This window comes from Pseudoalteromonas citrea (genome assembly GCF_000238375.3).
In the GTDB taxonomy this organism is placed as follows: domain Bacteria; phylum Pseudomonadota; class Gammaproteobacteria; order Enterobacterales; family Alteromonadaceae; genus Pseudoalteromonas; species Pseudoalteromonas citrea.
Map to the genome: position 1 here is coordinate 506,667 of NZ_AHBZ03000015.1, position 15,930 is coordinate 522,596.

The window sequence follows — 15,930 nt, forward strand, 5'->3', positions numbered from 1 at the left end:
AGTCATTACAGCTCGATCACCAAGCGAGTACTAGATTGACCACTCATCCAATACTTACGCTCAAAAGGCGTGATCGCCTGCTCACAGCTATAGGGTTCAACAGCCGTTGGGTGACCAGCCAACTGCAAGGCGCGCGCAAATTCCCTCACATAAATATCCCAGTTACTGCGCACTTCAAGTTGACCACCTAGCTTAACAATAAAAGGGAATACCGCAGCTCCGTGCCAGCGACGACCAATATGCTTAGCCTTTGGCCAAGGGTTTGGATACAGTAAATAATGGTGTGTCGGCTGCCAATTCGCCGCGACTGCTAAGCGCCAAAAATCATTTAAATCAGCTTGCACCAAAATATATTGGCCTGAGTCTGTCTGCTTGTATTCCACATCATGTTTATCTAATCGGTGTGATGACTTATCAATACCAATGATCAATGCGTTCGGGTGCAATTTGGCTAAATTCGCCGTGCTTTCACCCACTCCACAACATGAGTCTAAAATAATGTCGCCCGCAAACGCTTGTACACGCGCATTAACTTCGTCAAATGCCTTTTGCGTATGAGCCGCAATGGGCTTTTTAAACTCAGCAGTTAAGTGCTTATTTACAATTTCATCCAGCTTTTCATGCAAGCTAGGTTGGTTTGAGACAATACTTCTCGAATTTGCTTCTGCCATCAGTGACGTAACCCTACTCCTCGGCGGATCAATGTCAGCGCCAAGATAAATAACCCAGTAATAAATGCTAATAATACCGTAAATGCCACATAAATGTTGACATCAGATACGCCTAAAAAGCCAAATCTAAATGCATTCACCATGTAAATGATTGGATTGGCTTGCGATACGCCCTGCCAAAACTCAGGTAACAAGGTGATCGAGTAAAACACGCCGCCTAAGTAAGTCAGTGGTGTTAAAATAAAGGTAGGAATAATACTAATATCATCGAAACTATTAGCAAATACCGCATTAATTAACCCGCCCAGTGCAAACACCGCCGAGGTCAGTACTACGGTGGCAATGATCACGCCAATATTGTGTATTTGTATATCGACAAAAAACAGTGAAACTAAGGTCACAATAAAGCCCACCAGTATGCCACGCGCCATGCCACCGCCCATGTAACCCAGCACAATAATATAATTAGGCACTGGCGCAACCAGAAGCTCTTCAATGCTTTTTTGAAACTTAGTGGAGTAAAAGCTTGATGCCACATTAGAATAAGAGTTGGTGATCACCGACATCATAATTAAGCCTGGAACAATAAACTCCATATAACTAAAGCCACCCATTTCACCAATTCGTGAGCCAATTAAGCTACCAAAAATAACAAAATAAAGTGTCATGGTTATCGCTGGAGGCACCAAGGTTTGCACCCAAATTCGTAGGAAGCGAATGCACTCTTTGATCCAAATACTTTTTAAAGCTACGCCATAGCGAGTAATACTCATGATTCACGCCCCTGCTCTAATAGCCCAACAAATAACTCTTCTAGTCGGTTTGCTTTATTTCGCATACTCAACACCGTATTCCCTTGTGTGCTCAGCTGACTGAACACCTCATTTAAACTTTGTGATTTTTTAACTTCAACTTCTAAGGTGTGCTCATCGGTTAAGTTAAACGCATAGCCTTCAATATTCACCGGTTGTACTGGCGTTTGTAAATCAAGCACAAACGTTTCTTTGTCGAGCTTTGCCAAAAGCGCTTTTATCGTGGTGTTCTCAACTATTACGCCTTGATCGATAATGGCAATGTTTTTACACAGTAGCTCAGCTTCTTCAAGGTAATGTGTCGTTAAAATAATCGTGACACCTTGCTCGTTTATCTCTCTGAGAAAGCTCCACATTGAGCGGCGCAATTCAATATCAACCCCAGCGGTTGGCTCATCTAATATTAATAACTTGGGTTCATGCATCAAGGCACGCGCAATCATTAAACGGCGTTTCATGCCACCTGATAACGTGCGAGCTTGTTTGTCTTTTTTCTCTAGTAAGCCAAGTTGTGCTAAATATTTATCAGCACGTTGATGTGCTTCTTGACGTGGTACGCCATAGTAACCAGCTTGATTCACTAAGATTTGGCTCAAGGTTTCAAATTGGCTAAAATTAAACTCTTGCGGGACCAACCCTAATTCAGCTTTAGCATCTTCCAATGCAGTATCAATTGAGTGGCCAAATACACTAACCTGCCCAGCGGTTTTATTTACCAAGGATGCTATAACACCTATGGTGGTTGATTTACCCGCGCCATTAGGCCCCAGCAAGGCAAAGAAATCACCTTGTTCTACTTTTAGGTCAATGCCCTTTACAGCTTCAACGCCATTTTTATAGACCTTTTTCAGGCCTTGAATATCTAATGCGATCGTCATGCTATTTTTGTTCTCCATAACCCCACCTCTCGGTTAAGGTATGCTCTATATTAAGATGATCTAAAATACGGGCAACCATAAAATCAACCAAGTCATCAATCGACTCAGGTTTATGATAAAAGCCCGGTGCTGCGGGCATAATCGTTACCCCCAACTGGCTCAGTTTTAACATATTCTCTAAATGAATGGGGCTAAAAGGCGTTTCTCTTGGTACCAAAATAAGCTGGCCGCGCTCTTTAATAACCACATCGGCAGCTCGTTCTAATAAATTATCCGACGCACCCAACGCTATCGCAGATACCGTTCCTGCACTACACGGGCACACCACCATTTTTTTCGGTGCTGCCGACCCCGATGCCACAGGACTAAACCAATTGTCTTTACCAAATACCTTAATTTGCTCTGGCTGCGCGTTAAACAGCGTACTCAACTGCTCGCTGGCTTTTTGCTCATTACCCGATAGTTTAACGTTCGATTCAATGTCTAATACCACCCGCGCGGCACTCGAGATCAGCACATAAACTTGGTAATTCATTGCGACGAGTACTTCCAGTAATCGCAATCCATAAGGTGCACCCGATGCACCACTAAATGCCAACGTAATCGCAGGTTTAAAACTCTTCACACCATCTACCCTTTTATGTTAATTCGCAGTATATCAGCTAACTATGTCTGTTTTATGCAGTGCAGCCAGTAGCTTTTGATGTAACCCACCAAAGCCACCATTACTCATGATCAAAATATGCTGACCCGCTTGCGCGTTAGCACACACCTGTTTGATAATTTCATCCACACTTGAAAAGCACTGGCGGCCCGCTTTACTCGCTTCATCGCGGAGTGACCAATCCAAGTTATCGGGTTCAAACAAATATGCTTCATCCGCCTCACTGAGTGACGCCAATAATGTTTGTTGATGCACCCCCATTTTCATCGTATTTGAACGCGGTTCTAAAATCGCAATCACAGGAGCAGCCCCGACTTTTGCTTTTAGCCCTGCAAGGGTTGTTTTAATGGCTGTAGGATGATGCGCAAAATCATCATACACACTGACGCCATCGATCTCAGCAAGCAGCTCCATACGGCGCTTTGGAGAAATAAACTCGCCGAGTGCATCAATACTGACAGAGACAGGAATACCCACATGGCGCGCCGCCGCAATGGCCACCATGGCATTTTTTACATTGTGCTCACCAATAGCCTGCCAATTCACAACCCCTTCACGCTGCCCGTGTAAGCATACTTCAAACTGACTACCGTCTGCTTTGCGCAAGTTATACGACCAATCGCCGTTTAAAGTTTCTTGTTCGCTCCAAAAACCACGTTTAATCACCTCAGCAAGTGCGGTGTCATCCGCAGGATAAATCGCTTTACCTTGCGCAGGTAACGTTCTTAACAGATGATGAAACTGTGTTTGAATGGCATTTAAATCGGAAAAAATGTCAGCATGATCAAACTCTAAATTGTTCATAACTAAAGTGCGGGGTAAGTAATGCACAAACTTACTGCGCTTATCGAAAAAGGCGGTGTCGTATTCATCGGCTTCAATCACAAAAAATGGTGTATCACTAACCCGTGCCGACACCCCAAAGTTTTGCACAATGCCGCCAATTAAAAAGCCCGGGCGCAGCCCCGCATATTCTAGTATCCACGCCAACATACTCGCGGTCGTAGTTTTACCGTGCGTCCCCGCAACGGCCAGTACCCAACTGTCTTGCAATAAGTGATGCTTTAACCATTCAGGGCCAGAGGTGTACGGAATATTTTTCTCAAGCACGTATTCAACACATGGGTTGCCTCGACTCATAGCATTGCCAATCACCACACTATCTGGCGCAGGGTCTAACTGGGCCGTGTCATAACCTTGCGTTAATTCAATGCCAAGTTCTTCTAACTGCGTGCTCATAGGCGGATACACGTTTTGATCAGAACCCGTAACTTTATAACCCAAAGATTGTGCGATTGCTGCTATGCCACCCATAAAGGTGCCACAAATACCCAAAATATGGATATGTTTATTGTTATTTTGCGTCGTGACCATGACGATGTATGCCTTTATTTAAAAAATTGAGACTGCTGGATTTTGCAAGGTGCTTACTATGCCAAAAAATCACGCAACACACCATAAACCATACTGCAAAACAGCTGTGCTAAAACGCCAAGAATAGCCCCACAATCCTGAATTATTGATGAGTGAATCACGCTCTCTCAAAATGCAGTTAAAAAAAATGCCAGTCTCAGACTGGCATTTTTTCAACTCAAACTCAGCTTATGCTACGCCGTATTGATCTCGGTATGCTTTAACTGAGGCAAGGTGTTCACCCATGCTACCTTGTTCTTCAAGGTAAACAATTAAGTCAGCTAGCTTCACAATTGACACTACCTCAGTGCCAAAGTCTCGCTCAACTTCTTGAATTGCCGATAGCTCCGCTTTGCCTTTTTCTTGACGGTCAAGTGCAATTAACACACCGGATAAATCAGCACCTGCGGCGGCAATGATCTCCATCGACTCACGAATAGCAGTACCTGCGGTGATCACGTCATCAACTAACATGATACGCCCTTCAAGCGCTGAGCCAACTAACGAGCCCCCTTCGCCATGCTGCTTTTTCTCTTTACGATTAAAGCAATAAGGCACGTCTTTGTCATAATGATCAGACAGCGCAACCGCAGTCGTCGTCGCAATCGGAATACCCTTGTATGCTGGGCCAAACAGTAAATCGTATTCAATACCAGCATCTTCAAGTGCTGCGGCATAAAAACGCCCTAAACGCGCTAAATCACGACCGGTGTTAAATAAACCAGCATTGAAAAAATACGGGCTTGTACGGCCTGATTTAAGGGTAAACTCACCAAATTTAAGCACCTGCTTTTCAAGTGCAAATTCAATAAACTCTTTTTGATATGCTTTCATACTTTTACCTACTTAAGTGATACCTAACGAGTACCTAAACTAAACTGGAACAACAATCGATTATGCTAATGCTTTCTTTTGCAGGTCGATAATTTCACGAATTGAATGCTTAGCAAGCCCTAATAGCTCATCAAGTTCTTCAAACGAGAAAGGTTCACCTTCAGCGGTGCCTTGTACTTCAATCAGCTTGCCTGTTTCTGTCATGATCACATTCATGTCAGTTTCAGCTTCTGAGTCTTCTAGGTATTCTAAATCAGAAATGGCTTGGCCGTTATAAACGCCCACAGAAATCGCCGCAATCATAAACTTAAGCGGGTTATTGTTGATCATGCCTTTGGCACGCATATGCGTTAACGCATCAACCAACGCAACACACGCACCACTGATAGACGCAGTACGAGTACCGCCATCAGCTTGTAACACATCACAGTCAATCGTAATGGTGTTTTCGCCAAGGGCTTTTAAGTCAACCGCAGCACGCAATGCACGTGCGATCAAACGTTGAATTTCCATCGTACGGCCGCCTTGCTTGCCACGCGCCGCTTCACGGTTATTACGGGTATGTGTAGAACGTGGCAACATACCGTATTCTGCCGTGATCCAACCTTTACCTTGACCTTTCATAAAGCGCGGCACACCGGCTTCAACCGTTGCAGTACAAAGTACTTTTGTATTACCAAACTCTACCAATACCGCGCCTTCGGCGTGAATTGTGTAGTTACGTGTAAATGTTACCGGTCTGATCTGGTTTGCTGTTCTTTCACTTGGACGCATCCACGTTCCCCTAATATTCAAAATTTCAGTCATTATAATGGGTCAGACAGTACGATGCCATGTCGATTTAGACAAAACAACGACATTGAGTGAAAATTGCTTACTGCGTTGATTTTTTATTAAGCTATAATAGCAGCTGGAAATTTTGTTAATATATTAGGAACTTTACATGATCCATAGTATGACCGCCTACGCACGCCGAGAAGTTAAAGGTGATTGGGGCACAGGAGTTTGGGAAATCCGCTCAGTAAATCAGCGTTACCTAGAAACCTTTATCCGCGCACCTGAACAATTTCGTGGTATGGAGCCGGTAATACGCGAGCGCCTACGTAAACATCTACAACGCGGAAAAGTAGAAGTCTATTTAAAGTTTACAGCCAATCCAGCTCATGTAGGTGAGCTATCTATTAATGAAACATTGGCTGAACAGCTGATCAACAGTGCAAAATGGGTCCAGCAACAAAGCCAAGGTGACATCAACCCCGTTGACATACTGCGCTGGCCGGGCGTAATGGAAGCACAAGAAGTTGATCTAGACATCGTAAATAAAGCCCTACTACTTGGCTTTAACGACCTTATTGAAGACTTTAAAGCCGCACGTGCAAGCGAAGGTGGTAACCTAGAAACCATGATCACCACGCGCCTAGATAGCATTTTAGAGCAAGTTGCGATTGTAGAAGAACACATGCCAGAAATCGCCAAATGGCAACGTGAAAAACTCAATGCTAAGTTAGAAGACTTAAAAGCCGACATCGATGAAAATCGTCTTGAGCAAGAACTTATTTACCTTGCTCAAAAACAAGATGTGGCTGAAGAGTTAGATCGTTTAAAGTCTCACGTAACAGAAGCACATAAAATCATTAAAAAAGGCGGCGCATGCGGCCGTCGTTTAGACTTTATGATGCAAGAGTTTAATCGCGAGTCAAATACCCTTGCCTCAAAATCAATTAATACCGACATCACCAGCGCAGCGGTAGAGTTAAAAGTACTGATTGAACAAATGCGTGAGCAAATTCAAAATATTGAATAACATCTAAATCAGTGCAGAATCACCCAATATAGCCCAGTCATACTGGGCTTTTTTGTTTTTAGCGTCTGAGTAATTTCGATTTGAAACAATAAAAGCGATAGGAAGTATTTACAATACCAGCAAACCTGTCCTTATTTATTGAAAGTTCAGTTTAGACTGAATATTCAAATATCAAAGATATTTGTGCATAAATTTAGCAGAACGTCTCAAGCCTCCCGCTGCTTTTATCTCCAATTGGCTTTAAAAGTTAAAATAAAAAGCCCTATTGCAATTCAATAGGGCTTTTTATATTAGGGCGCTATTATCGGTAATTAAAAGCGGTAGCTCATTGCTGCGGAGATCTCACCAATATCATTTTCAGAGATAAAGTAGTGACTATAATCAACACCAAACTTGATAGAATCAGTTAAACTGTAATGCAATCCAGTGCCAACATAGCCGCTTTGCCCACTTTGCCTGTGATGAATATTCGTCTGGCCATTTAGTAAACTATTAATATCTGATTTCCAATCAAACACACCAATAAATAACCTACCCGTTATTTTTTTTGCCAACTCAGTATCGTAACCCACTTGTAACGCACTACCTTCTGGTAATACTGGTGCCAATTTTGATAATTCACGATGCATTCCACCAAGGTTTGCCGTTTCCCCTTTATAGTCAACGCGCCCCTTGCCTAGGTCTAAATACCTAATGCCCACCTCCCAATGTGGTGAAAGTTGATAAAACGCCCCAATAGACCAGCTAGTACTTTTATCATCAAGGTAAGTGTAAGCAAACGTATCGTTCGTCACTTTACTGTCTGCTGAAGATACCCCAACAGAGCCGCTCACTTGCCATTCACCAGCCATCGTTGATGCACTCACTAAACTCATAGCGCTAACCAAAGAAAATGCTGGCATGCCCGATTTACTGCGGCGTATGAACAGTGCTGAAATCAACAATAGGCTCAATATACCCATACTACCCGAAGAACTGTTTTCAACTTTGCTTTCAGTCTTACCCTTTGACAGCTGCGTAACAGTAACACTTACTTCTCCCTCAGCGGTTGCGCCATGTTCATCACTCACCACATAACTAAGCGTGTCTACTCCTTCAAATCCGCTTACCGGTGAATAATGTAGCAAGTTGTTTTGTACTGCTACTGTACCATATGTTGCTGATACTGAAACGAGCGTTAGCACAGACCCTTCTGGATCCGAATCATTAGCTAACACATCCACTTTCAACATACTACCATTGCTATCTACACTGTCATTGACGGTTATAGGTGCTTGGTTATTCACAATTGAAACAGCCACTGTACTTTGCGCTGTACCACCCTTACCATCGGTAATACCGTATTGGATTGTGGCAATCCCTAAGAACATTTCAGGCGCACTATAAGTGAGCTGGTTATTAATAATAGATACTTGTCCAAAATCTACCGACGCACTGGTAAGTGTTAGCGCATGACCATCTTCATCGATATCATTGGCCAATACATCAATTATCTCACTCAGACCTGATAATACCGTTACGGTGTCGCTGTTTGCGATAGGTAAAGTGTTAGTTGATACAGTAACCGCAACACCACCAGGGTCTACTACAGTACCATTTTCTATACCATCATCATCATTAGGGCCGCCATCTTTGATCTGTAGTTGCACACAATAATCTCCTTCGGTCATTCCTGCCACCCATTGCGCATCCCCGGGAGGAGGACAAAAACCTAATTCACCGCGAGCAGAAAGTACTTTATTATTTGCATCAATTGTAAAGTTACTCCACTGCCCATCGTTAAATTTACGATATACAGCACTGCTTGGAATAGGTTTGCGCTGAGGAATTACCACTCGATAAATATCCCCTTCTTTTGGTAGGCCCACAGCAACATAATCAAAGATACCACCGATGTTTGTCGCCTCGCTATCTACCGGTATCTCTGATGCGTTAAGTTGTGCCCCTCCGGTTTGGTTTTGCGCAACCGTTACTCCTTTACGCAAGCAAACACCCGCTTCACCTTCAACTAAGTACTGCGATGACTCGTTCACTTGTTGTGGTAAAACGTTACAAGCGTCGATATTGTCTAGATAATCAGGAATACCATCACTATCAGAATCTTGATAGCCCTCTTCACTATCTGGAATTAAGTCACCATCACTATCAATATCCGCTAAAACAGCAAGTGATTCCACCACCTCAATATATACTTCACCTCTGGTTGATAGACTCGGTGACGCATTATCTGTCGCAATCACCACCACCTTGTAAATCCCATTTGATAGGGTCTGTGGATTGAATGTAAACACATCAGTTAAAGAGGAGTCGTTTTCAAACTCTACTGGCGCTTGCCACGTCACACTCACGCGGTCATTTGCATTGATGTCTGACACTTGAGCCGTAATTGAAACCTGTGCATCCGTGGCAGTAACTAAGCTACGCTCTTCATCATTTTGAGTAACAATAGTCCGAACTGTGGGTGCAACATTTTGCTCAACAATGGTGATTGTCGTCGTCGAATTCGCGCCAACATTAAGCTCATCACCTAATGTAACCTCAATTGTTTCACTGTTTTCAACTTCACTGTCTGCAAAAACAGTAAATTCAATACTCGCTTGTGTACCAGAGGCAATAACAAACTCACCCGATTGTAAATCATGATCCGCCGCATCTGCACTACCGCTCACAGAATATGGAATAGTCACAGGGTAACTTGGTGCCTCACCGTTTAAGTATACTTCCATACGATAGGTTTGCTCTTCACTTACCGCTCTATCTTTTTGAAGTGAAACCAATGGGTTAATATTCACTTCCTGGCTTGCAACCACTTGCTGACCTTGGCTATCTTTTGCTTGCCAGTAAACAATATGACTGCCGGGCGCAAAGATTGGTTGACCAGAAGCTAAAGACACAGGTAACGCGTTACCATCGCCATCATTTGCAATCGCAGCACCCAGATCAACTTTAGTGAATAAGCCTGTTGCATTCAGCGTAATTGGTTGAGGTGCAGTAATTGTGGGTCTACTTACCGTTGCAGAAGAACCATCAATGGAAATTTCAGCAACCGCTTCATCACGCCCTTTAGAGCTATCTTCAACAAGATACGTCACCACAGCCTGACCTTTTGTCATATCTGTAACTTGCAAATTAAGTACATTACCGTCAATTGTTATGTTACCAATCGATGTTTTAGCACCCACGATGCGTAACGCATCGCCGTCTAAGTCGGTATCATTATCCAAAACAGGTAACGTATATTGGCCTGTTGCGTTTGATGTGAACGTGTAACTATCATCAATGGCCACTGGTAAGTCATTAACCGAAGTCACTGTCATTGTAACCGTAGCGACCTCAGAGCTGAGCTCACCGTCGCTCGCTACAAAGCTGAATGAATCAGTGCCATTAAACTGAGGTGCAGGGGTATATGTGAAGCTTTCATTTTGGACTGAAACTTGGCCGTATTGCGCCTGACTTTGTAATTGAATCGTAAGTGCATCGTTATCAATATCATTGATACTCGCCACAAAGCTAATTGTACCGTCCTCTTTCACTGTGTGCTGCATATTATTGGCAACAGGTGCAGCATTCACCGCAAGCACTTCAATCGAAAACGCGGCTAGACTATGACTCAATTCACCATCGCTCACACTGATAACAATATTAGGATAACTGCCTACATAATCTCGGTTTGGCGTACCCGTTAGTAATCCAGTTTCAGAATCAAACGTTGCCCAACTAGGCTGGTTGCTAATCTCGAATGTCAGTGTGTTTGAGTCAACATCTGCAGCCGCAGGTGCAAAGCTATAAGCTTGATCCTGCTTCACTGTCAACTCTGGGTTACCTGAAATAATAGGAGCGTCATTCAAAGCATTAACCAATATCGCAAACGGCGCCAAGCTCGTTTGTGTATTTCCATCGGTGACGGTAATTACGATACCATCATAGCTTCCTTCTTGACCATTAGTTGGCCTCCCTGTTAACTCTCCGGTCGTCGTATCAAAACTTGCCCAAACGGGTTGGTTTTGAATAGTAAATGTGAGTGTATCCCCTTCTAAATCACTCGCTGTAGGCGTAAAGCGATAGATTTCACCTTCATTCACCGATGTTGCAGGTTCCCCTAAAATGACAGGCCCATCATTCACTGGCTCTACGGTAATATTCACTTTAGCTTGATTAGACACCAACCCTCCAGCATCTTTTACCGTGTAAGTGAAATTATCAGCACCAAAAAAGTCTGCGTTAGGTGTATAAAGAATCGCACCTGTCGCTGTTACTTTTACTGTGCCATTGTTTGGTGAAGCAACCACGGTCACCGAAGTTGGAGTCAGCTCACTATCTACATCAATGTCATTACCAAGCACATTGATTTCAATATTGCCATCTTCTTTAATTTGCGCAGTATTATCTATTGCAACGGGCGCATCGTTAACCGCTTTAATGTCAACTTCAACGGTTGCAGGCAGGGAGCGCAGGCCTTCACTATCTGCAAGCGTATAAGTAAAACTTAACTTACCATTTTTATCTTGCTTAGGCGCAATGGTTAATTCCCCATTATCACCCACCGTAACAGTTGCTAAATCATAATCACCATTATTATCTAGACTAATGTTAGACGCCGAAAAACTTGCATCTTCAACATCTTGGTCATTGCTTAATATAGCAAGCATAACCACTTTATCTTCGTCTGTGGACACTGAATCATTACCAACCTCCGGTCGGTCATTGACCGCTCCAATGTTGATAGAAACCGTTGCTTCATTTGACTCTGCGCCATCACCATCCGCAATCACATATTTGAAGCTATCAGCATTATTTGCGTTCCCATTAGGCGTGTAAATAAGGCTACCTGTTGCTTGATCAATCGACACCTGACCTTTAGTTGGTGAGTCTGTAATGCGGATATCTTTCGTTGGGTTACCGTCTTCTACGTCGGTTGCTTTATCTCTAATCGCAAGCGCTTCTGATGCGGTATCCTCTGAAATATTTACAATAAAATCAGCCGCTTTAGGGATGTCATTAACAGCTGAAATTTTAACCTGAACAGTCGCGTCCTTTGAAAGCGCTTGCGTTGAATCTTTTACCGTATAAGTAAAGCTATCGTCTCCGTTTTCATTCTCATTAGGCGTATATAAAACAACCCCATTTTCAACACTCACTTGGCCTTTACTTGGCTGCTTCACAACCGTCATCGACGATGCAACCATGTTATTTTCTGGATCTGAATCGTTTGCCAGTAAGTTTACCTTTTCAGATGGGGTATCTTCTGTCAGCTCAATAAGATCACCAACTACATTTGGCGCATCTTCAACAGCTTTTACGTTAATCGTCGCGGTATACTTTACAGACTCAGCTTTGGCTTTATCTTGGTAGTAGAACGTAAAACTGTCTTCGTGATTTTCACTGTCATCATGGGTGTACTCATAACTGCCGTCTTCATTTAAGGTTAAAGTACCATAGTTAGGCTTAGTACCGAGCAAGGCAACAATACGATCTTCAGAATCTAAGTCGTCGTCTTTGGCATTGACCATTAAACCATGCTCTGAGGCGACAGTTAAAGTCTCACCTTCATTCACTGACAGCTCTAGATTACTGCCCGTAGGCGCATCATTGGTGTTTTCAACTTTGATGGTAAACGCGTCAAGCTTAGTTGTTGCTTGGGCACTATCCATGACAGCAATCACAATACCTGATGTTGACCCTACATGTTCATCTAATGGACTCCCCGTCAGCTCACCGGTGTTTGTATTAAACGATGCCCAACTTGGCTTATTTACAATGCTGAATTTGAGTGTGTCACCCTTATCAACATCATTAAAGGTGGGTTTAAAGTGGTAAGTCGCATCTTCTTTCACCGATGTTGCAGGTGTGCCTGAAATCACAGGCGCATCATTTATGTTTTCAACTGTTAAAGTGAAGGCTGGCAATGATGTCGCTGCTTCGCTGCTGTCGGTGACCGTGATCACAATCCCTTGTGCGCTGCCAACATGATCGTTGTTAGGCGTCCCTGATAGCTCACCTGTTTGTGTATTAAACGACGCCCAATCTGGCTTATTTACAATGCTGAATTTAAATGTGTCACCCTTATCCACATCATTAAAGGTGGGTTTGAAGCTGTAAGTCGCATCTTCTTTCACCGATGTTGCAGGCGTACCTGAAATCACGGGCGCATCATTGATGTTTTCAACTGTTAAAGTGAAAGCGGGCAATGATGTCGCTGCTTCGCTGCTGTCGGTGACCGTGATCACAATCCCTTGTGTGCTGCCAACATGCTCGTTGTTAGGCGTCCCTGATAATTCACCTGTTTGTGTATTAAACGATGCCCAACTTGGCTTATTTACAATGCTGAATTTGAGTGTGTCACCCTTATCAACATCATTAAAGGTGGGTTTAAAGCTGTAAGTCGCATCTTCTTTCACCGATGTTACAGGTGTGCCTGAAATCACGGGCGCATCATTGGTATTCGTTGCACTAATGGTAAAACATTGCTCAGCACTTTCACTCGCAGTACCATCAGAAGCAATCAAACAAATTGGGAATTGCTGCGTCTTTCCTGGTTGGGCCACAATATCACTATTGTTTGGCGTGCCTGTAAGCTGATTTTGCGATGTTAAACTTAACCAACTTGGTAAACTCGTCTCCGGTTTAACCGAGAAAGTGACTGTATCTTGATTGGCATCCGTTGCTATCAGTGTATACGTGTACAATTGGCCTTGAACTGCATTCATGACCGGCGTTGAAGTAAACACCGGCGAAGCAAGTTCATTTACTACGTCTGTGATAGTCACAGTCACTTGCTGTATGTCGTGTCCATTAAACTTATCATCAACACGTACATCTACCAAATAGCTATTATTCCCATCGCTGTCTGTTGGCGTTTCAAAATCAGGTGCGCTTTTAAAGGTCAAACTTCCTGAGCTATCTAACTGAAACTTCTCTGAGTCTTTACCCGCCACTAAGCTATACGACACAATATCATTTACATCAACATCAGTGGCAGCGACTTTAGTCACTGCGGTGAGGTTCTCATTTATATTAATGCTGGCCGTATCACCACCAGAATTTGAGGTAATAACAGGGCTATCGTTGGTGTTTGTTGCGGTAATCGTAAAACACTGCTCAGAATTCGCGGTACTATCAGCAGCACTTAAACAAACGGGATAATCTACTGTATTACCGGGTTGAACCGGTATATCTGTATTGCTTGGTGTGCCCGTTAGCACCGCCCCCGTAGGTAGGCTATAAACTTTACCTTCATCATTTGCCGACCAACCAAGTACCCCTTCCGGGGATAGGGTCATACCCCAAACGTTCCCTGTGGTTGTAATGTTTAATACCTTGGTTAAGTCTGTCGCTAAGAGCTTTTTAACTCCTTTACCTGTTGTACTAAAATAGAGGTTATCATTCGCATCGACTTTGATATCAGATATATAGCTTACATTTACATCATTAGAATAATCAACCACCTTAACTGGCTGACCCGCACCGCCGTCATATTTATAAATACTCTTTCCAAAATAGCTCGCAATAAATAAATTATTTTTTGAATCAAAGCCGAGACCAAATGGGCCTGATACTTGAACGTAATCATCAACCGTTTTAGTGGCTATATCGATCTTCGAGACCTTACCGCTATCATGCTGGGCAACATACATCAACCCATCTTTGACAACCATAGAAAGGGGGCTATCAAGACTTGCGAAATCCTGTTCACCTTGTTGTGGATTACTCAATTCAACTCGGGTTATTTTATCTAGAGTATAATAAGAAATATATAAATACCCATCATGCACCAGTAACCCGTACTTATGGGACGCTTCAACCGTTGCGAATGGTGACTTCACTCCATTAGGGGCAATCTTTAAAATGCTCGAACCAACAAGTTCTGCAACATAGGTATTCCCTTGTTCATCACGTGCAACACCACCTGGTAACTCAACCCCCTCAACAATAACGTTGGGCTGGGTACTGCCAGCCCCGAGCTTAAGCCAGCTCGGTAAACTCGTTTCCTCTTTTACTGCAAAAGTAATTGGGTCATTGTTACCATCTGTGGCTTGCACGGCATAAGAGTACAACTGATCTTGCACGGCACTCGTGACGGGGCTGGAAGTAAATTGAGGTGCGACCTGGGCAGAAGCATTGCTTTCTAATGCATTGTTTGCTAAAGCATTGTTTGACTGGCTAAGCAGTAACCCTGACAATGCCAAAGGTAAAAGTGCGTGTTGCCTGCGCTTAGTTAAGCTTCTGTTAGATAACCCCAATGATTCTGGGATAGCACGGCCCTTGAGCGATAATTTCATTTCAATTCACCTACTAAAAAACTGATTATTTTCACCGATTAATTAGACGTAGATGAATAGGGCTTATTACAATAGAATCAACAATGTACAACCTAATAAAAAGTACAAACCTTGACGCTTTCACTTTCATGACTGTGGACGTATTGCTTTATCGTTATCACTATCCTACCTAACATCGACTTAATCTGAACTTAGATATAATTCGAGCTAAATACCAACAAAAAGCTAAACGTGTTAGATAGAACTTATATTATTGATATTAATGCAAAATTGTACCACAAGCAAAAACAACAGTAAATTACACTAAATTACACTAATACAGACAAAACCACCAAATCACAACAAAACCCACATTAAACACAACCTTAGTAAAACCTCACCACTTACCGCACTCACCAAAACCACTTTAAAACAAATAAAAAACATATAAATTAATAAGTTAGAACATCTTGAAATATATACCTTAAAAACAAACAAAAGTAAGAATATAGTATTAACTTAAAAGTGGCACTTTCATCGAAAACAGCATAAAAATGATAAAAATATTTATATACAACAGCTTAAATAAGAAAAAA

Annotated in this window: 9 protein-coding genes; 1 reads left to right on the top strand and 8 read right to left on the bottom strand. The window is 42.8% G+C overall.

The annotated features are described in order from the left end of the window. Positions 1–5: 5 nt before the first annotated feature. The 7 genes from trmB to rph all read right to left on the bottom strand — a co-directional run bounded on the left by trmB (position 6) and on the right by rph (position 6,046). Positions 6–671, bottom strand: a complete 666-nt coding sequence (gene trmB / locus PCIT_RS09800; protein WP_010363674.1) for a tRNA (guanine(46)-N(7))-methyltransferase TrmB — start codon at positions 669–671, stop codon at positions 6–8. Continuing rightward, complete coding sequence (locus tag PCIT_RS09805) at positions 671–1,438, bottom strand: ABC transporter permease (RefSeq protein ID WP_040696964.1); 768 nt, start codon at positions 1,436–1,438, stop codon at positions 671–673. Before PCIT_RS09805 ends, trmB begins: the two co-directional genes overlap by 1 nt. 2 nt (positions 1,439–1,440) lie before the next feature. Further along, positions 1,441–2,361 (bottom strand): ABC transporter ATP-binding protein, encoded by a 921-nt coding sequence (locus tag PCIT_RS09810; RefSeq protein ID WP_010363677.1) that lies wholly within the window; start codon positions 2,359–2,361, stop codon positions 1,441–1,443. A 1-nt stretch (position 2,362) separates the two neighbouring features. Next, the gene (locus PCIT_RS09815) at positions 2,363–2,986 is read right to left on the bottom strand and encodes a flavin prenyltransferase UbiX (protein ID WP_010363679.1); all 624 of its coding nucleotides are present in this window, start codon (positions 2,984–2,986) and stop codon (positions 2,363–2,365) included. 33 nt (positions 2,987–3,019) lie between these two features. Continuing rightward, positions 3,020–4,399: a UDP-N-acetylmuramate:L-alanyl-gamma-D-glutamyl-meso-diaminopimelate ligase gene (gene mpl, locus PCIT_RS09820; RefSeq protein WP_010363681.1), complete on the bottom strand. Its 1,380-nt coding sequence runs from the start codon at positions 4,397–4,399 to the stop codon at positions 3,020–3,022. A 228-nt stretch (positions 4,400–4,627) separates the two neighbouring features. Continuing rightward, positions 4,628–5,272, bottom strand: coding sequence for an orotate phosphoribosyltransferase (gene pyrE / locus PCIT_RS09825; protein WP_010363683.1), 645 nt, complete (start codon positions 5,270–5,272; stop codon positions 4,628–4,630). A 60-nt stretch (positions 5,273–5,332) separates the two neighbouring features. Then, positions 5,333–6,046 (bottom strand): ribonuclease PH, encoded by a 714-nt coding sequence (rph, locus tag PCIT_RS09830; RefSeq protein WP_010363685.1) that lies wholly within the window; start codon positions 6,044–6,046, stop codon positions 5,333–5,335. A 169-nt stretch (positions 6,047–6,215) separates the two neighbouring features. On the opposite strand from rph, the gene PCIT_RS09835 reads away from it, so the two are divergent. Further along, positions 6,216–7,076: a YicC/YloC family endoribonuclease gene (locus PCIT_RS09835; protein ID WP_010363687.1), complete on the top strand. Its 861-nt coding sequence runs from the start codon at positions 6,216–6,218 to the stop codon at positions 7,074–7,076. Positions 7,077–7,387: 311 nt separating this feature from the next. On the opposite strand, the gene PCIT_RS09840 is transcribed toward PCIT_RS09835, so the two are convergent. Next, the gene (locus PCIT_RS09840; RefSeq protein WP_021032244.1) at positions 7,388–15,355 is read right to left on the bottom strand and encodes an Ig-like domain-containing protein; all 7,968 of its coding nucleotides are present in this window, start codon (positions 15,353–15,355) and stop codon (positions 7,388–7,390) included. Between the last annotated feature and the right edge of the window lie 575 nt (positions 15,356–15,930).